Annotated in this window: 17 protein-coding genes; 8 read left to right on the forward strand and 9 right to left on the reverse strand. The window is 37.6% G+C overall.

The genetic code is table 11. The features are described 5' to 3' along the window. The coding region (locus ACFIO3_RS02275) for a TCP-1/cpn60 chaperonin family protein (RefSeq protein WP_375704073.1) at positions 1-480 on the forward strand (480 nt) is incomplete at its 5' end. A gap of 350 nt (positions 481-830) precedes the next feature. Next, the gene (locus ACFIO3_RS02280) at positions 831-968 is read left to right on the forward strand and encodes a hypothetical protein (protein ID WP_375608137.1); all 138 of its coding nucleotides are present in this window, start codon (positions 831-833) and stop codon (positions 966-968) included. A gap of 2,074 nt (positions 969-3,042) precedes the next feature. Here ACFIO3_RS02280 and ACFIO3_RS02285 read toward each other — a convergent pair. Genes ACFIO3_RS02285 through ACFIO3_RS02300 form a run of 4 tightly spaced genes read right to left on the reverse strand, consistent with a single transcriptional unit; the run spans position 3,043 to position 4,279 of the window. Further along, positions 3,043-3,255 (reverse strand): hypothetical protein, encoded by a 213-nt coding sequence (locus tag ACFIO3_RS02285; RefSeq protein ID WP_375608138.1) that lies wholly within the window; start codon positions 3,253-3,255, stop codon positions 3,043-3,045. Next, complete coding sequence (locus ACFIO3_RS02290; RefSeq protein ID WP_375608139.1) at positions 3,248-3,460, reverse strand: hypothetical protein; 213 nt, start codon at positions 3,458-3,460, stop codon at positions 3,248-3,250. The genes ACFIO3_RS02285 and ACFIO3_RS02290 overlap by 8 nt, the downstream gene beginning before the upstream one ends. Beyond that, on the reverse strand, positions 3,384-3,620 hold the full coding sequence (locus tag ACFIO3_RS02295) for a hypothetical protein (RefSeq protein ID WP_375608140.1): 237 nt from the start codon (positions 3,618-3,620) through the stop codon (positions 3,384-3,386). The genes ACFIO3_RS02290 and ACFIO3_RS02295 overlap by 77 nt, the downstream gene beginning before the upstream one ends. After that, positions 3,617-4,279: a lysozyme gene (locus tag ACFIO3_RS02300; RefSeq protein ID WP_375608141.1), complete on the reverse strand. Its 663-nt coding sequence runs from the start codon at positions 4,277-4,279 to the stop codon at positions 3,617-3,619. Before ACFIO3_RS02300 ends, ACFIO3_RS02295 begins: the two co-directional genes overlap by 4 nt. Positions 4,280-4,424: 145 nt before the next feature. On the opposite strand from ACFIO3_RS02300, the gene ACFIO3_RS02305 reads away from it, so the two are divergent. Further along, entirely contained in the window at positions 4,425-4,982 is a 558-nt protein-coding gene (locus ACFIO3_RS02305; RefSeq protein ID WP_375608142.1) for a hypothetical protein, read from the forward strand. Positions 4,983-5,397: 415 nt separating this feature from the next. Here ACFIO3_RS02305 and ACFIO3_RS02310 read toward each other — a convergent pair whose 3' ends face one another. The 3 genes from ACFIO3_RS02310 to ACFIO3_RS02320 all read right to left on the reverse strand — a co-directional run bounded on the left by ACFIO3_RS02310 (position 5,398) and on the right by ACFIO3_RS02320 (position 8,996). Next, the gene (locus ACFIO3_RS02310; protein WP_375608144.1) at positions 5,398-6,348 is read right to left on the reverse strand and encodes a YopJ/AvrA family T3SS effector serine/threonine acetyltransferase; all 951 of its coding nucleotides are present in this window, start codon (positions 6,346-6,348) and stop codon (positions 5,398-5,400) included. Positions 6,349-6,728: 380 nt separating this feature from the next. Next, positions 6,729-7,649 (reverse strand): YopJ/AvrA family T3SS effector serine/threonine acetyltransferase, encoded by a 921-nt coding sequence (locus ACFIO3_RS02315; RefSeq protein ID WP_375608145.1) that lies wholly within the window; start codon positions 7,647-7,649, stop codon positions 6,729-6,731. A 393-nt stretch (positions 7,650-8,042) separates the two neighbouring features. Next, a complete protein-coding gene (locus tag ACFIO3_RS02320; RefSeq protein WP_375608146.1) occupies positions 8,043-8,996 on the reverse strand; it encodes a YopJ/AvrA family T3SS effector serine/threonine acetyltransferase in 954 nt (317 codons plus the stop codon). Between the two features lie 1,378 nt (positions 8,997-10,374). On the opposite strand from ACFIO3_RS02320, the gene ACFIO3_RS02325 reads away from it, so the two are divergent. After that, positions 10,375-10,509 carry a hypothetical protein gene (locus ACFIO3_RS02325; protein ID WP_375608147.1) on the forward strand — a complete coding sequence of 45 codons (135 nt, stop codon included), beginning with the start codon at positions 10,375-10,377 and terminating at the stop codon, positions 10,507-10,509. 565 nt (positions 10,510-11,074) lie between these two features. After that, a complete protein-coding gene (locus ACFIO3_RS02330; RefSeq protein WP_375608148.1) occupies positions 11,075-11,263 on the forward strand; it encodes a hypothetical protein in 189 nt (62 codons plus the stop codon). 206 nt (positions 11,264-11,469) lie between these two features. Here the strand turns inward: ACFIO3_RS02330 and ACFIO3_RS02335 are convergent, their stop codons facing one another. Further along, a complete protein-coding gene (locus ACFIO3_RS02335) occupies positions 11,470-12,039 on the reverse strand; it encodes a hypothetical protein (protein ID WP_375608149.1) in 570 nt (189 codons plus the stop codon). A gap of 2,501 nt (positions 12,040-14,540) precedes the next feature. Between ACFIO3_RS02335 and ACFIO3_RS02340 the strand changes: the two genes are divergently transcribed. From ACFIO3_RS02340 to ACFIO3_RS02350, 3 genes are read left to right on the forward strand one after another with little or no spacing between them, the layout of a single operon-like run. After that, the gene (locus tag ACFIO3_RS02340) at positions 14,541-15,041 is read left to right on the forward strand and encodes a hypothetical protein (protein ID WP_375608151.1); all 501 of its coding nucleotides are present in this window, start codon (positions 14,541-14,543) and stop codon (positions 15,039-15,041) included. Positions 15,042-15,070: 29 nt separating this feature from the next. Continuing rightward, positions 15,071-15,616 (forward strand): hypothetical protein, encoded by a 546-nt coding sequence (locus ACFIO3_RS02345; protein ID WP_375608152.1) that lies wholly within the window; start codon positions 15,071-15,073, stop codon positions 15,614-15,616. Positions 15,617-15,673: 57 nt separating this feature from the next. Then, entirely contained in the window at positions 15,674-16,231 is a 558-nt protein-coding gene (locus ACFIO3_RS02350) for a hypothetical protein (RefSeq protein WP_375608153.1), read from the forward strand. Between the two features lie 751 nt (positions 16,232-16,982). On the opposite strand, the gene ACFIO3_RS02355 is transcribed toward ACFIO3_RS02350, so the two are convergent. Continuing rightward, a complete protein-coding gene (locus ACFIO3_RS02355; protein ID WP_375608154.1) occupies positions 16,983-17,297 on the reverse strand; it encodes a hypothetical protein in 315 nt (104 codons plus the stop codon). Positions 17,298-17,722 lie beyond the last annotated feature (425 nt).

Below are 17,722 nucleotides of genomic sequence, written 5' to 3' on the forward strand. Positions count from 1 at the left end.
GTGAAAGAAAAGAAAGACCGTGTTGATGATGCTTTGAATGCAACACGTGCTGCTGTTGAAGAAGGTATTGTTGCTGGTGGTGGTACCGCATTGTTGCGTGCAGCAAGTGCGTTGACCATTAAGGGAAGTAATCCTGACCAAGAAGCAGGTATTAATATTGTTCGTCGTGCACTACAGGCACCAGCGCGCCAAATCGCAACCAATGCCGGTGAAGAAGCCGCTATTATTGTGGGCAAAGTGCTGGAAAACAATGCGGATACTTATGGTTACAATACCGCAACCGGTGAATTTGGTGATTTGATTGCTTTGGGAATTGTTGATCCTGTGAAAGTTGTGCGTTCTGCTCTTCAGAATGCGGCTTCAATTGCTAGCCTTCTTATCACAACAGAAGCAATGGTTGCTGAAGTTCCAAAGAAAGATACTCCAATGCCTCCAATGCCGGGTGGCGGAATGGGTGGAATGGGCGGAATGGATTTCTAAGCCCTTTTATAGAAGTTATAAAGAAACGGGCCTTCTGGCCCGTTTTTTATATATTTCATATGAGTTTTTGCTTTTTTGACAGTTTCTTTATCTTAGAGGATTATTCTCTTTTCCACGGTTTGATTTATCGTGTGTCTGAATAGATTTCACGCTTGGTTCTTGGCTCTTTTCTCGCATTTATGAAATATTTTTATCGTGGAGGGATTGGCTTTGAAGATATTTTGCGGATAAAAATACAATGCTTTGATTGATAATAACTTTCTTCTCATACGGTTTTCTTTTTTCATTTCAAGCTTACGCATTTACCATTAAAAAATTCTGTGTTTGTGCTTCATAAGGGGGAGGTTACTATGGTTTTTATCAACCAGCGTAATCATTTAAGAGTCAGTCCCCATGGAGCGTTGGAAAGAGAGCGTTGGAAAAAGCATGGTCGGGCTTGTTGGTTTTTTTTTATGAATAAGATGCTGGTATTTCAAGCTTTTGCATGAAAACAAAATTTAAGTGTTTGCTCTGTTAAATGTTTTTTGCACCCTGAAATATGTGTCTTTTTGTTTGGGTAATACTTTGATTTATAATAATATAGTGTTATTCAACTTGAATGAGAGATCCGAATATCGTAAAATTCTCTCATTCAAATCTTATTCCATGTTGAATCAATCAAAATCATATCTCTTGCACGTCAAAAGCGGGATGAGCAGGGGAATAAGATTGGTATAAAAAAGGAAAAATGGCTCTTATGAACCGTCTTAAGTGGCAAGGGCTTTAAGTGGCAAGGGCTATCGCAACATTAGGTAATCTCTTAAAATAGGGAGATAGTTTCATTTGAGAAGCTTAAAGAGAAAAATCCATGCTGACAGATATCAAACTTGTTTGTTACATATATTGTGGAATGTAATTTTCCAGCCAAGGGAACAACGACAGGTAGCCGAAAAAAGAAATTATTACGAACAAGAAGATATATTATTACACGAAAACTAATAAAACCAATAGTTTGAGTGCAACTGTTTGATATAAATCCACACTTTGTTTTTCTAAGAGCATGTGTGCTTTTTCTGCTGCTTGTCAATCAACATCAAATTCTAATGCAACAGAATGTTTGAGAAAAAATTGAGAGGGGGAAGAGCCCTACGAACATTTCCAGCTGTCGTACACTCGATGGGAGAGAGCGTCTTGCTTCTTTCTGTTTGGGCAATTTCTGAAATAGGAAGACAGTTTCATTGAGAAAGAATGTAAAGGTGTAAATTACTCGCCATCATCTTTCTGCTTTATACCTTTCGAAAGGATCTATGGTAATATTTTTTAAATAATGAAAATTATACATTGCTTTATGCTTTTATTTTTTGCGTTCTTTCATGAGAGGATGCTCCTTATGTACAACAAAATACTTCCAATAGACTGGTCTTGCATATTTACGTGTTTTTTAAGAGTCATCTCGCTTTCACAGGGCTTTTCGTAATGGCGTTTGTAAATAGCATAAAGGTAAAGTTCCTATGAATCATATAAAACTATAGGGCACCATCATCTTTTACGCTTGCGAAAAAGCACGCTGGCATTATCACACTTTTCCAGCCTACAATGTTGTGATAACCCTATTTATAAACACCTTAACTATTTGAGAATATTCATAAAAAACATTTTTGTTTTCTTTCTTATACAGTTTTTGACTCTGTTCTCTCTCTACTTGTAATGTGCAAGCAACATGGGTTTGGTTCTTTCAACATGGAATAGGTTTGGAAATAAGAGAATCCTACGGTATTCAGGGGTCTAATTCAAGTTGAATAACGCTCCATTATCATCACAAATCAATGTAATATGGCTTTTCAAAAGCATTCATTCTTGCAGATAATAACAACAATCGGTGCTGCTTCACATTTTTTAATGGAGAAACGCTTTTTTAGAATAATCGTTCATTGTTTTGTACGTTAAATAAAAAGCCTCATAGCAGAGGATTTTTTCATTTTAAATCTCTCTCTCATGTTGAAACAAACACAATCATTTTCTTTGTATCTTACAAGTAGAGAGAGTCAGAGTAAAATCCTTAAAGAAAACAAAAATGCTTTTTATGAATATTCTCAAATAGTTAAGGTGTTTATAAATAGGGTTATCACAACATTGTAGGCTGGAAAAGTGTGATAATGCCAGCGTGCTTTTTCGCAAGCGTAAAAGATGATGGTGCCCTATAGTTTTATATGATTCATAGGAACTTTACCTTTATGCTATTTACAAACGCCATTACGAAAAGCCCTGTGAGAGCGAGACGACTCTTTTCTAAGGCTTATTGCTAATATTGGGCGGTAAATGTGTAATGGTGCCAGCTTGCTTCTTTACGAGTCTAAAAATGGGGCTTTATAGTAGACAATACCATTCCGTTGCTTACTTATGCGCTTATTAAAAAAATCTTTTTAATGCACTTAAATTCATTTCGTAATGGTGTTTGTGAAGAGTATGAAAATTTTTCGTGAGACGTGAAAATCATCAATAAAAGCTCTCTGTTTAAAAAAAATTATGAACCGATGGCTTTTTATAGTAAGAGTTAGCACGTCTCACCTTTCATTTTTTATTTTAGAGCTGAATATTCGATTTTTGTGTAAAAATACTTGTCAATGCATCTATGATACGTGAAAAATCAAGCGCTAATAAAAAAATGATGAAGATAATCCACTTCGTATAGCGTGACATCATTTTTATACTTTTGTAAGTCATGATGATTTCTTGTAGCATTTCTTTTTCCTTGTCCGTAAGTTCCATTTGCTTTTCTGTTTTTTTTCTAGCCATGTTTCCACCCACACAAGCCTTCCCCTTGTTTGTTATGCTTTAAAATATCTCTTGCCAGATTTGAGCTGATGATATTGAGGTCTTTTTTGTCTAAATAAATGGGCATCCAACCAACACAAGGAGAAGGCTCATTGATTGTTTTTATCGCGCAACCAGTGAGTAAGAGCAGCGCGTACATCAGGATCACTTTTTTGATTAATTTCATTTTCTACCTCTAGCCGTGTTGTTGATGACTTTAGCGTTTTTTCTGTTTGCTTTTGCTGTTCAATTTTCTTTCCAAGAGTGAAAATTTTTGCGAAAGCGATAAAAAAAGCGGTCAGAGCCGCTCCTGTTATCATCAGATTTTTTTTCATCCACCACATCATAAACGTTGCTCCCGAAACCGTTTTGCTACAAAGAAAATGCCAACACAGGCGGCTAAAACCATAATGGTTGCCAATGCCCATTGGATGGGTCCATTGCCTGCCAATAAACCTCCAAGTCCAGAAAAAGAACCAATAATCGGTGTAAGCGCTTCTGCTTTGAAAAATCCCATTGGTTCTTTCGTTTCCACGGTTTGGTAGTTGGGAGAAACATAAGCTCCTTTTGCCCATAAGCCTGCTTCGGCTGCACGACGGTGCACTAAACCGTGAAGACGTTTTCCGCCTGCTTTGGTCCATTTTTGTAATTCAGCAGGGATGGCTTCATATTCGCCGTTATTGAGCTTTTTTAGAAGGGTCGAATTGCAAAAAGCAGCTGTTCCTACATTATAGCAAAACGATACGAGCGCGGCGAATTGTTCATTCGTTAAGGAAACCGTCACATTTTTTTCAACGGTATTTTCAAATTGTCTTAAGTCTTGGCAAAGAAGTTCTTCTGCTTGTTTTTCAGTGATGGTCATGCCCTTGTGAACAAACGGTTTACCAGAAGTGCTGGTATGTCCATAGCCTATTGTCCATACGCCTATGGAATCTTTATAGGCATTTAAACGCAATCCTTCCCATTGTTTAATAAGTGCAAGCCCTGCGGATGATATTTTTCTCATTTGCTTCTCCATAAAATAAAGCCTCATTTTGATGTGAGGCTGGTTGATATAGTAAAAATGGTTTTTTTGCTCTTCAAAAAGAGAATAGACGAAAAAAACCAATGAAATCAAAATGTTATTTGTAGAATCCTAGGGTGGGGCATGGTTGGATGTGGTCATATTTTCCGTTGGGAGAGCGTTGTTGTTGGTTTTAAGACCCATTCCCATGGGGTGGTTTGTTGATGACGTCTTATTGGTGTGGGCGCGGTGTTGGTGTGATGCACACGGGGGCATTGCCATTGTGTTCGTGGGGGTGTTGGCTGTGGCGTTGGTGGGGGTGTTCGTGTTGGCGTGGCGGGGCAAGGATGATGCCTCCGGTTCAGCTGGTGGTGAGGGAGGGTGTTATAAAAATTTCCCTGTGTATTCCAGTTCCATACTTCTTTTCCCTTTCTTGAGAAAGGTTTTTTGCACGAGGAAAGGGTTTGTTTGTGGGGTTGGAGAGGTTGGTTTTGAGACCCATTCCCATGGGGGGGTGATAGCCTTTTGTTGGTGCGGGGCGGTGTTGATGTGGTGCACACGGGGGCATTGCCATTGTGTTCGTGGGGGTGTTGGCTGTGGCGTTGGTGGGGCAAGGATGATGCCTCCGGTTCAGCTGGTGGTGAGGGAGGGTGTTATAAAAATTTCCCTGTGTATTCCAGTTCTATACTTCTTTTCCCCTTCTTGAGAAAGGGTTTTTGCACGAGGAAAGGGTTTGTTTGTGGGGGTGGAGAGGTTGGTTTTGAGACCCATTCCCATGGGGGTGATAGCCTTTTGTTGGTGCGGGGCGGTGTTGGTGTGGCGCACGCGAGATCACTGCCATTGTGTTCGTGGTGGTGTTGGCACTGGTTTGAGAGCATGGTATTGATGTGGAGGCGCTTTGAGAGAACTCTTAGAAAAATTCTATAGGAGGAGACCTATGCTTTCACTTAAATCTCTAAAACCATAAAATATTTCACGTATCCAGCATTCTGTCTCTTCAAGGAGGGATTATAGCTTAAGAAGAGCTTTGGATTTTTGATTATAGTTTTAAGAGGACCTCCTTCTTTATGAATATGGAATGTCTTTATGGCTATGGAATGTGGCGATGAAAAAAGTCTCAATTACATCATTATAGATTTGTATTCATGAATCCTTTTTTTATGTTGTGAAACAGAAACAGCTTTTCCATCTGCTGTCTCTAAATTTTTTTCAAATCTCTCGGTTAAAGTTTCACCTTTTTTGTTGACTTTTTCATGTTCAGCATCTGGATTAGATTTTATATATTGTTCAAGACGTCTTCTCCCTTGTGCATGTTTATAAAAAGAGGTTGGAAGATATGTATCCAACTTTTCAGGAGATAAAGATGCGTTGGGTTCACATAAGACACCCTTAACGTTATCCTTGTGCAGTCTTTCTAATTTTTCAGATTCAAGATGAAGCTTTTTGGCAAGGTTTAAGCTGAACATCCCACATTCAGAAAAGCTTCGCTGAATATCCATTTCAGCCATGGTAAAAGAATAGGGAGGCAGTTGAAGACATTCAAGAGTTTGATTGATTTTTATCCCTAGTTTGCAAGCAGCGATATTTTGAAATGTTGTCGGTTCAAGCATAATCAAAGAGATTTTCTCATCAACTTTTTGATAATCAAGGACGGCAAAGTGGATTTTGCTTCCAGAATTGACTATAAATTGGGCAGATTTTGCGTCGCTTTCAACGATTTCTTTTAGTGCGTGAGAAAACTCTTCTGCTGTAAGAGCTAATTTGAGATTCATACCTGGATATTTGCTGTTTGCTTTTTCTACGAGAGATGGCATCAATCTAATATCTGTGTCTTCATAATAAGAGTTAATCCAACGGCCGGTGACGAGATCATCTTCTAAGCCTGTAATAATATCTTTTAATTCTTCAGAATTCGGTGCAACATGTTCTTCTTCTGTTTGGACCGAACTTTGCATTAAACGTGCAATAAGATCTTCTAAGGATTCATCCGCGCTGGCTCCTTTGGCTGTGCTTGCTCCTTCTTGTGTTGGTGATGAACGTGAGGGGATGTCTTTTGAATCTTGTGGTTTCATAAATACTAGCCTCCATATTGATAATCGATAAATGTTTATTTTCTTCAATTGTGGCTAAATAATGTTTTGAAAGAGAGAAAAGCAAAAGGGCTGAGAGCCTATTCTGGGGCTTAAACAATTACATAAAAAACGGGGCGGACCCATCTCTGAGATGCAACAAAGTCCGAGAGTGTTTTCTATCTTCAAGGTTTTAAAATACGAGCTGTAAGTATGTTCCTTTTGATAGAATATACCGTTTTGACTGTTATCTTTAAGAGTTTCCGTTACTTGCGGTCTGCATCTTTCTCTCTTTCGAAGGGAAAAGCCTACAAAGTCCATTCCTCATCGTAAAGCCGCATCGCTTCATTCTTTATGGATATGGAATAGGGCTAAAATCTTCATTATATCATCAGAGATTTGTATTCTGTTGCTCTTTTTCTATGTTGTGAAACTGAGACCGTTTTTCCCTCTGCTTCTTTTAAGTTTTTTTCAAATCTCTCGGTTAAAGTTTCACCTTTTTTGTTGACTTTTTCATGTTCAGCATCCGGATTAGATTTTATATATTGTTCAAGACGTCTTCTCCCCTGTGCATGTTTATAAAAAGAGGTTGGAAGATATGTATCTAACTTTTCAGGAGATAGAGGGGTGTCCCCTTCACATAAGACACCCTTAACATTATCCTTATGCAGTCTTTCTAATTTTTGAGATTCGGCATGAAGCTTTTTAGCAAGGGCTAAGCTGAACATTCCACATTCAGAAGAGCTTCGTTGAATATCCATTTCTGCTATGGCAAAAGAACAGTTGGGCAACTCATGCGCTTTAAGGGCCAATTGTGTTCTTAATGCCAATACTGCTGGTTTCATACTGTTAAGTGTTGTAGGTTCAAAAAATACCACGGATGTTTTGTCATCAACGGTTTGATGATCAATCACTGAAAAATGGATTCCTCTATCCTTTGTGTAAATGATAAATTTGGAAGATTGAACGCCATTTTCGATGTTTTCCTTAAGTGCAAGAGCAAACTCATGAGATGATCCTGCCAATTTAAGACGCATGTCAGGATATTTATGATTTGCTTGTTCTATCAAAGCTGGCATCAGTTTAAGATCTGTACTTGCATAATCAGCTCTAAACCAGCGGCCCGTTGAGATGTCCTCCTCTAAACCGGCAATAATATTTTGCAATTCTTCACGAGTAAATGGAATATTTTGCCCTTTTTCACTGCTGGATTGTTCTAAATTTACAGCAAGATTTTCTGTAGAATCACTTGCGCTTGCGGGTGTTTGGGATGAATGAGGGAGGGGTGAAACTTGTGGCTTCATACTATGAACTTTCATATTGATAATTTGATAATCGATAAGTGCTTATTTTCTTTAATTGTGGCTAAAAAATGTTTTAAAAGAGAGAAAAGCAAAAGGGGTGAGAGCCATTCTAGGGCTTAAACAATTACATAAAAAAACGGGGCGGCCCCATCTCTGAGATGCAACAAAGCCCGAGAGTGTTTTCTATCTTCAAGGTTTTAAAATACGAGCTGTAAGTATGTTCATTTTGATAGAATATACCGTTTTGACTGTTATCTTTAAGAGTTTCCGTTACTTGCGGTCTGCATCTTTCTCTCTTTCGAAGGGAAAAGCCCACAAAGCCCATTCCTCACCATAAAGCAGTATCGCTTCATTCTTTATGGATATGGAATACGGCGATGGAAAAAATCTTCATTACAGCATCAGAGATTTGTATTCCGTTGCTCTTTTTCTATGTTGTGAAACAGAAACAGTTTTTGTCTCTGTTGTCACTAAACTTCTCTCAAATCTTTCGGTTAGGGTTTCACCTTTTTTGTTTACTTTTTCATGTTCAGCATCCGGATTGGCTTGTAAATATTCCCTAAGACGTCTTCTTCCTTGTAAGTGTTTGTATAAACGAGGTGGAATATACGGATCTAATTTTTCAGCTGGTAAAGGCGTGTTTGGTTCACATAATATGCCCTTAATATTATCTTTGTGCAGTCTTTCTAATTTTTGAGATTCAAGATAAAGTTTTTTGGCAAGGCTTAAGCTGAACATCCCACATTCAGAGGAGCTTCGTTGAATATCCATTTCTACCATGGCAAAATGAATATTCGGAAATTGGTAATGTTCAAGGGATTGTCGCGTCCTTAATGCAAGTAATGCGGGAAGCGTGTCACGCAGTAAGGTTGGTTCAAAAAAGATCAAAGATGTTTTATTATCAATGGTTTGATGATCGACAACCGCAAAATGGATGCCCCTATCTTGCGCATTAACAATAAATCTGGAAGATGTTATACCGCGCTCGAAAGTGTCTTTGAGTGCAAGGGCAAAGCCGTCAGGGGGGCTTGTAAGTTTGAGATTCATCTCTGGATATTTACGATTTGCTTGATCGACCAAGGCTGGCATCATGTACAGATCTAAAATATCATAATAATTTTTGATCCAACTGCCATCGGCATTATGCTTTTCTAAACCGGCAATAATGTCTTTTAATTCCGCACGATTAAAAGGGGTGTTTTTTATTTTTTCGATGTGGAGTCGTTCTAAATCTGCAGTAAGATTTTCGAATGATGCATCTGCACGCGTATCTTCTGGTGCGCGTGCGCCTTCAGGTGTTGGGGGTGTTTGGGATGAATCAGGGAGGGGTGAATCTTGTGGCTTCATACTATGAACCTCCATATTGATAATCAATGATTATTTTCTTCAATTGTGGCTAAAAAATGTTTGGCTGGCTATGTTTGGGAGAGAGACTTTGTCCCTTGAAAGTTGCGGGCGATGAGAGCATATTGTCGACTTTTTCATAAAAAGGCTTAATTGAGAGATTTTTTAGTTTCAAAAATCTGTGTGTTTTTTCTTCCTTTAAAAGCTGTAAAAACGGTAAGACGTTTGGATGCATTGGCAACGTTATCTTGATATTTTAAGTTACTTTTATTGCGTGTATTGCTCTTGCATGCCTCATCTCAATGAAAAGACAACAGCCTATTTTCAACAGTTTTCCACGTGAAAAATTAAAACGCTTCCCCTATAACAGGTGCTTGTTGTGCAAATACCTATTTTTAGAATAGCTCTTTTTAGGAAGCGTTTTTTGAGTTTTTTCTTAAAGAGAAATATGATTCATCATCTGTTGTAAAATTATCCTACCATGTCTTTTATCCGTCATGAATAAAACTGTATGGATAAAACGGCCCCAAAAAGAACTAAAAATGTTTCTCATGCCCCTTTTCAAGTAGAAGGGGTGGTGCAACATTGGGGGTAAAGTGTATGATGGGGGCGATTTGTTCCAACCAAGGGAGGATAGAGGAACGTTGGGGGCATGAAGAGGGGCAATATTTATCCCGCCCATGCCGTGAAATAGTGTTCTTTTATGGGGCGTGTTATAAGGCAAGCTTCTTAAGTTTAAGTGTTTTTTATGCGGGGTGGATATGGTTAGCCTTGTTTGGGACACTTTAAGCTTTTGGTCAATAACATGCACTGGAATGCTAAGTGATTCTCAAGTGCACTCTGACAAGAACAGTTTTTTTACAAACTGATGGGGGTAAAATCTTCATCCTTTAAGGTGTGGAAAGCAGGAAAAAATGTGCCATGTGTCAACAAAAACAGTTGTATTCATCTTATTTTTGTTCGTGTATTGCTCATCCCTTTTGTGATGTGTTGCATAGGTGTTTTATTTGGGAAGCGTTTTATGCATACTGTTTGGCTTGAATATCTCAAAATCATTTGGTTAATTGGTGATGCAAAAGAAAGATAGTCAGAAAAAGACGAAATACATTTTCAAACAATATACTTTGAAATAGTGTTGCAAAATACAACTCTATTACCCCCGCATAGATATTTCACCACCCTAAAGATTTGATAATGAAATCTAGACACAAAAAAACCCATACCGCGCCCGTTATTAAATACGATTTTTCATATTCTGTCAACAGAAAAACGATTATTTTCCCTTTTTATCGCGGAAATAAATCTACAGGAAAATGCTCATTTATTGGTTGTGCAGCAAGATATGTTGTCTTCATTGGCCTTTTTTTATGTGGCAAAGAACATGTTTTCTCGTGAGAAAGGGGGGGATGGTGAAAGCTTGTTGATGGCGATGTTTGTGGGGGAGGGATGGTTGATGATGTCTTTTGGGCACGGGTGGTGGGGGGGCACGGTTATTGCTATTGTGTTGGCGATGTGATGAGAGAAAGACTTGTGTAGTTGGTTTTGGGGGCGGTGGTTAGGAGCGAGGTTACTCTTAGAGTGGGTTCTTGTGTGGTTGTCCATGGGGATAAAGATCGGTTTTTGCGCGTAAGGTATTATGTTTGTAATTTTGTAAAAAAAACAGCGTCTTGTTTTTAATAACAAAATATTGATTTATAATCATAAATCTATCATTATCATCCGGAATGACAGGTTAAATGATAGCCCCAATTATCGTAGGATGTTATCATTTAAAACCTATGGAGAATCACCTCATGCCATGTCTCTTTTTTGCTATGAATCAAGAAGAGCTATCTGGATAAAACGGACCAAGAAAAAACTAAAAATGCTACTCATGCTCCTCTCAAGTGTTAAGGGTTGTCGCAACTTTGGGGGCAAAGGGGGCAAAGTTGCATGATGGGGTTGGGTTGTTCCAACAGAGGGCGATAGGGGAATGTTGAGAGCGGAAGAGGGGCAATATTTATCTCGCCCATGCTGTGAAATAGTATCTTTTGAGGCAGGGTGACGTAAGTGAGGAGGGTATAATATAAGAGAAGTCTTCTATGACACGTGTAAGTGTTTTTTTATACGGGGTGGCTGTTTTAAAAGTTGTTTGTCGCGCGCATTACATCATTGAAATCCATGAAGAGGCAAGCCTTGTGGATATCAAGTGTTCCCTGCCAAGAGGTGGATTTACAGTTCCACGTTTTTACGCTTTTACAAATATACAGAAAACAGCAGACTTTCGATAACAACACCGTAAAAGCCTATTGCGTGATATCAACCTTAACACCAACGTAATTTGCTCCCTCTTTACTCAATCATCCCTTTCACACCCCTGCTTTTCTTGAAAAAGAACACAGCCTTTGCGTGTTATTTTTACAAAGGAACATGTTTACAAAGGGATGTGGATTTTAGAATCCTTATTCTGTGAGGGGGACGTCAACGATACGTGTTTTTAGCGAATGCTCTTTGGGGTAGAACAGTCAAAATGTTTATAAAGAGCATCAAGAATAATGCGCAAGGAACCAATAAGGGAAGAGAGTGGTTGATCTTCTATAACGAGATATTGTAATGCCGCATGAAAATTGTGTTGACGATGCTGATATTGTGCTTCTTTAATCGCTTCTTGCATATCTTCATAGTGTTCTGTTGCTTTTTGAATCCATTGCTTTTTTGCTTTCTCATCTGATGCGCTATGCGTAAAACCATCATAATAGCCGTTTGGTAAACCTTTTGCACATAAATAGTCGTTTCTGATTTGCAAGTATCGTTGTGCCGTGTCATATTGTTCTTTACTAATGCCTGATGAATCCTCTTTATAGCCAAGCAAACAAAGACGCCCAATATAGGTTCCTACAAGCGGATTTTTCGCTTCTTCGAGGCTTAAACCAAAGTGTTTTGCACGCATTTCAATCGCAGATTGAGGCGGAGATTTGCTGGGGCTTTGGACACGTGAAATATGTCCATTGGGCTCTTTTCGTTTGCCTGTTATTGTCGATCTAGCGCCTTTTTTACGTATTTTCATGAACTTACCATTTGAATGAAAAAGAAACTGTCTGTGGATGGGGGACAGGGATGTAAAAAGCACTTGAAGCAAATATTGTGGGGATATGAGCGCCGTTGCAGATCAAAAAATAAACGATACTAAAAGCCTCTTTAAGTGCAAAGAAAAGAAACGTGGTAGGAAAAAATCATCTTTGTTGAAAGGTATTTCTTATCATTTTTATCTTGTCCTTATCAGTCTTATTTTTCATTCATAGCCGATTATGCACTTTCTAAAGACTTCTCATCTTCTCTTGAAAAATTGAAGAGAATTTTTGTCAAATGTGAATGAAAAAATAAGAAGGATGTTCCATGGCTATGCTATCATTTTTTCGAATGGGCGTTTTTTCTAATGAGATTACGTCTTTCTTTTCTCACAAGCGCTTTGCGGAAAATTTTAATTCTATCTTTAGAACAATCATTCTTTTGTTATTGGGCGCTGTTGCAAGATGTTTGATATACATCACCCTGTTATGCATATCTTTATCCCCTATAAAAGACGTTTATCTTCTATTGAGTGGTAGAGAGCTGTAAGAACAAGCTTCCCCACCCTATTATAATAGCATAAGATACCCGATATTTTCAAATAAAATATCGTTTGTTAGCGCAAAATAAACTGTGAACGGTTAAGCAATTTGTTTTGGTGTTCCTTTTATATATCCTTTATAGAGGATAAATTTTGTTTTGCTGTTTTAATGATTCTTATCATGAGACGGGGGAATGTTATTTAAAGGGTGGGATGCACTATCGAAAGAAGCTACTTTGATTAATGGAAGATGCCTTTATAGGAGGGGTCTTTATAAATGTGGGCGCTTTTATAAAGGTGAGGGGCTGTGAGATATTTCTTTGTTAAGAAAGAATTTTTAAAATGGGTCCTTTTTGATTAAGAAGCTTTCAAATGAGGATTGAAAAACTTTAAGGTTGTTTGTTACGGGCTTTTCATGCTGGATAATTGGTTGCTTATTTGACTTTGTTTTGTGTTGCTTTTTAAAGAGGCATGTCTTAGGGCTTAGAAGCCCATTTCGTGACGGTGCCCGTGAAGGGGGACAACGATATCACCTCCCAGTGAAATAATATAAAATTTGAATAATATAAAGTCTATTGAGCGCTTCCATCTGAGCGCCCCCATCTTTACGTTTGTGAAGAAGCAAGCCGGCATCATCACACATTTCACCAGCTTCCATTGTTGCGATACGCCCTTGGCATGCGAGACAGTTTATTAAGAGATGTTTTTAGTTCTTTCTTTCCTGTTTCACTCCATACGGCTCTTTCTCTTTGTAACGTGCAGGGGACATTATTTGGGGTGATTGCAAGTTGGTTTCAACATGGAACAGATTTGAAATGAAATAATCTTACGATATTCAAGGTTCTCATTCATCATGCAAAAACAATGAATTATTATTATAAATTAATCCCTTAAATGTATATTGCGAGAATGTAGAGTATGTATCTTATTCAAATTTTGTAGTACATTTTAGTAGGCTTCCTTTAAAAGTCTATGGTGTGCTGTGAGATTATAAAATAATCTTTTGCATCTCTATTGCTTTGTTGTTTTTATGGACTTTCCCCATAGTGCATTTGTCAATGTGATTGCACAATCTGTTTGCTGCCATAATGGATGATAGGGGGAGACATGATGACTTTATACTCTAATCCTGCTAAATTTTATTTGGTCATTTTCTGTCATATTCTTCTCTATCGTTTTGGTTTACTTCTCCTATGGGATTATCATTTTAAAAAAGAATGTAAAAATGAGAAGAAATCCTTAGAAACAGCAGAAAAAATTCTTTTGAGCTTCAATCAAATAGAAAAAAATATGATTGTTTTTACAACTTTATTTCTACAATATTGTTTTTTTGCTTTTTTCGATCTTATCCTCTTATGCTGTAAATATTGTCATTTAAGGCGGGGATATACGGCACATAAGGCATACAACGCTCGATCCATTAAATATAAAACAGTAAAAATGTTTAGGCGAGGTCTTGCCTATAGGGCCTTATGCACATGCAGCACATCAGTGCTCAGCAGGCGGAGTGCACTGAGAGCAATTGGATTGTTTACAAACGGATATGGGGTTTAGAATCTTTAACCTCTAAAGAGGTGGGGAGAAATATCGTTATCCTTTGTATCCTATGGGCTCGACTTCATTTTAAGCAATGGTAAACGCTGTCGTTTATGGTGGGCATGTCAGTTTTCCACATGAGATGTTTTTTTAGATTGAGTATTCTTGCTTGTTGCGTTGTGTAAAACATTATCCTTTGAGGTGTGGGTGATGATAGATAAGGGGAAGACAGTGGCGGTTGTGCTTATAAGCCTTTAGAGATTGTAGGGTGTCACGTATAAAGAATTAAAAAATAGATTTACAGGGTCTTATTAGTGCTTGTTTCATGGTGAAAAGAGTGCTAAACGGATTAGCCGCGCTGGTCGCGTGTTATTAAATTATTAAAGAGTGCGTGGGCATTTTAGACGTGGGGGAATATCAACATGATCAAAGATAAATCACAACACCAATCTGCCCATAAGGGAAATATGGCTTCTGTATTACAGCCAGGGTTAGATCAATCGGCTGTTTTCAAAAAATGCATGACTCTCTCAACGAAAGAGTATGTCATCATTTGTTGTTTGGCTATCCTCTTGTTGGTGCTTTTTGTCGCGACTGTCTATATGAAGCCTCTGGAATTTTTTCACATTATATCTAAAGAACAGTTGCAAGCAATGGCGCAAATGAAACAAGAAGATCTTCAAAAAATGTTTTGGGAGATATGGAGACAGCCTGTTAAAAACAATCCTATAATCACGTCTTTGCGGGACGCAGGATGGAATAGTGTTTGGGCTTTTTTATGTCTCTTGCCGCAGAACATTTTTGGCGTTCTTTTAGGATTCTTTCCACTCTTTTTTATCTTTAATGCCATATTGAAACGGGATGTTAAGGAAATGATACTGCTGGGGGAAACATTGCCAGAGAAGCAACAGCAAGATAACTAATCTCGCAACAGAACACAAGAGGGGAACACGTGACTGCTTTTTTTATAAATGCTTTTGTAATCTTGATTATGGTAGGGATGGCTATCTTTATTTGTTGTGCGTTGAGTATGGTTTTGTTTTCTACTGTGAAGCTTATCTTAGAACTTTATTATTCTTTGATAAAACGGACAATATTGTTGTTTGGGATGCGACGGAAATTAAAAAAGGCAACAGTGCAAAGTTTGTGGCATTATAAGACAGAGGGGCGAGGACAGAACGGGGGGCTTGCAACAGAGTTTAGCGCCCTTTCTTTTAAACAATCTTTGAAACTTTCAAGAAAAGATACTTTGATAATCTTTTATATAGCCTTCATTGTGAGTGTGTTTTTCGTATGTGGCTTGGTTATTGCATCTGTTGTTGCAAAATTTGCGCTTGTTGCACCTCAAGCTGCCTCTGGATTGTTTGTTATTGGTGCACTGCCGATGTTGTTTATTTTTGTCTTGAGCGCCTTTAGTTTGCCTGTCATTTTAATTCTTCATAGTCTCCTTTATTATGGCGTGAAAAAAACAGTGAAGAGATTAGAAACAGTTGCTTGAGTAGAGAATAAAAATGATAATTTCACATCAATGCGATAGGGGAAAAAAGGGAGCGTTATGATAAAATATTTGGCTGTTTTAGGGGTCATCATCATTGCCATTTTAATGGTTATGGTTATGATCAGGCTTCCTTACCTGATGATCAAGCATTTAAGAGTGTCTTGTAAACTATCCCAAGAATTGAAAAAGAGTACGGCACAACAAAAGCAAGCCATACAACAATTGCGCAATGATCGGGGAGAGATGAAAAGACAGAATCACGTGCTTGAGACCCTTGATGCAAAAATGCGTTTTCTTAACTTCAAAGAATCTCTGCCTCTTTATCCTAAAGAATGTAAAATAATTCTTTTTGTTTTTATGCTTGTTTTGTTTCTACAAGCTACTTTTTCTATCGCAAATTTTGGATGGTGGCAGAGTGATATGGTTGGCTTTATCTTGCTGCTGTGTAACCTTATATGGTTAGGGTTTATCTTCTTTGTTCCGATCATCGGGCTCATGGGTATAAAATTAACAAAAAAATTGAGAGAAACGCTTCAACAATTGGAAGAAGCGATACAACAACGCGATCAGGCAATCCGTATGCTGAATGTGGAAGGGGGACAAAATGACGAGTAGCCTTATAACATTTATAGTCTGTTCTTTCCTAGTCTTTATGCTCTTAAATGTTTTAATATGCTGGACAATGGGGGTCATTTATTACTTGTTTATTAAGCGTGCGCGGCTCTATTGCAAAGTAAAAAAAGAACTGAAATGCGTACTGAATGAACGCGATAGAGCATTAGAACAAATCTCACAAAAATCAAAAGAAGCAGAATTGAGAGTATGATAAAAAACAGCCTTCTCTTGAAAAGAGGATGGCCTTTGCTTGAAGAAAAAGCCTAATTGTGACGCAAAATTGTAATGATTGTGTCCAAAGTGGCGCGGTTTAAAAATCTTTGTGGTTTCATGATGTGAGCAGAAGGGAAAAGAGTGTGTTTGGGGGCGGGTGATAAGGGGTAAAACTTTTGCATATACGGTGTTTTGTGTAATGGATCGGGCTGCTTCATGGAGGCTTGGAAGTGACGTGTATGCAGTTGTCTATAGGGAAACTTGCTTGAAAAGAGAGGAATTTACTAGAAAAACAGCGAGAATTTTAGATCATCATTGACTAAAGCAGTATGGGGTGTGAGAACTGGGGGTAGAGCCTTCGTCGTTTAAGATGTGAGGAAGATTAAAAAATATTATTATTAAAAGCAGTAATATTTTGTCAATAAAAATAAAATACAATTAAATTTAAACTATAAAAGGCCCTTTTAAAAAGGGCCTTTTATATTAGTTTACAATATACACAAAATGTGTTTACAAACTTTTTGTATATTATACTTTATTATAAACCAATTTTCATGAAATATATAATAATTACTAATAAAAAACTAGCTATTGCATTCAATAAGTCTTTTCCTTTTTCATATATATCGTTTATTGATGCTTGTTCTGATGCTGTTCTATTATTTGTTCTCAGTATATTCAATGTATCCGATATGTTACTTACTGGTTTAAAAAACTGTAAATGCGTTTTCTCAACAGTATAAGGTGCAACAATAGGAGAGGGTTGTTGATTGACTATACGATCAGATTTTTGAATCGCAAGAGCTAAACCACTTGTAATTGCCCCCGCTATGAAAAAATATCTGATATTCATAGTTTTTCTCCTATATTTATTTCTATAAATAAATATCAATATGTATCATATATAAATTCACTTTAAATAACTATAGTAAAAATACAACATTCATAAAAAAGAATAAACTTTGTCTACAAATTGACAAAATTTACCCTTAATTGCCTTAATCAATTCTTTCTGATTTGATTTTATGGATGTTTAAAAAATTTTGAAAATTCTGTACGGAAATGGAATTGCATAAGATGGGTAATAAAATAGCTACGAATAAACTTTTTTGTGTCCTTGGTTAAGGGTTCATAAGAATGAGATGCGATGAAAGTTGAGTAAAACCCTTGAGGGGAAGGATGCACTCTTTTTGAGGGCTAGAGAGTGCATCCTCATAGATTGGATGCCTCCTTTGAGGGTCGGAGGTATCCCTTGAGGGGAAGGATGCACTCTTTTTG

This window comes from Bartonella sp. AD328YNZD, from assembly GCF_042196425.1.

Excerpts from the sequence above, each read along its gene's own strand:
- ACFIO3_RS02280 (WP_375608137.1), top strand. The coding sequence starts at position 831 with ATGGTTTTTATCAACCAGCGTAATCATTTAAGAGTCAGTCCCCATGGA.
- ACFIO3_RS02290 (WP_375608139.1), bottom strand. The coding sequence starts at position 3,460 with ATGAAATTAATCAAAAAAGTGATCCTGATGTACGCGCTGCTCTTACTC.
- ACFIO3_RS02340 (WP_375608151.1), top strand. The coding sequence starts at position 14,541 with ATGATCAAAGATAAATCACAACACCAATCTGCCCATAAGGGAAATATG.
- ACFIO3_RS02335 (WP_375608149.1), bottom strand. The coding sequence starts at position 12,039 with ATGAAAATACGTAAAAAAGGCGCTAGATCGACAATAACAGGCAAACGA.
- ACFIO3_RS02320 (WP_375608146.1), bottom strand. The coding sequence starts at position 8,996 with ATGAAGCCACAAGATTCACCCCTCCCTGATTCATCCCAAACACCCCCA.
- ACFIO3_RS02295 (WP_375608140.1), bottom strand. The coding sequence starts at position 3,620 with ATGATGTGGTGGATGAAAAAAAATCTGATGATAACAGGAGCGGCTCTG.
- ACFIO3_RS02325 (WP_375608147.1), top strand. The coding sequence starts at position 10,375 with ATGTTTTCTCGTGAGAAAGGGGGGGATGGTGAAAGCTTGTTGATGGCG.
- ACFIO3_RS02315 (WP_375608145.1), bottom strand. The coding sequence starts at position 7,649 with ATGAAGCCACAAGTTTCACCCCTCCCTCATTCATCCCAAACACCCGCA.
- ACFIO3_RS02330 (WP_375608148.1), top strand. The coding sequence starts at position 11,075 with ATGACACGTGTAAGTGTTTTTTTATACGGGGTGGCTGTTTTAAAAGTT.
- ACFIO3_RS02310 (WP_375608144.1), bottom strand. The coding sequence starts at position 6,348 with ATGAAACCACAAGATTCAAAAGACATCCCCTCACGTTCATCACCAACA.
- ACFIO3_RS02355 (WP_375608154.1), bottom strand. The coding sequence starts at position 17,297 with ATGAATATCAGATATTTTTTCATAGCGGGGGCAATTACAAGTGGTTTA.
- ACFIO3_RS02300 (WP_375608141.1), bottom strand. The coding sequence starts at position 4,279 with ATGAGAAAAATATCATCCGCAGGGCTTGCACTTATTAAACAATGGGAA.
- ACFIO3_RS02350 (WP_375608153.1), top strand. The coding sequence starts at position 15,674 with ATGATAAAATATTTGGCTGTTTTAGGGGTCATCATCATTGCCATTTTA.
- ACFIO3_RS02285 (WP_375608138.1), bottom strand. The coding sequence starts at position 3,255 with ATGGCTAGAAAAAAAACAGAAAAGCAAATGGAACTTACGGACAAGGAA.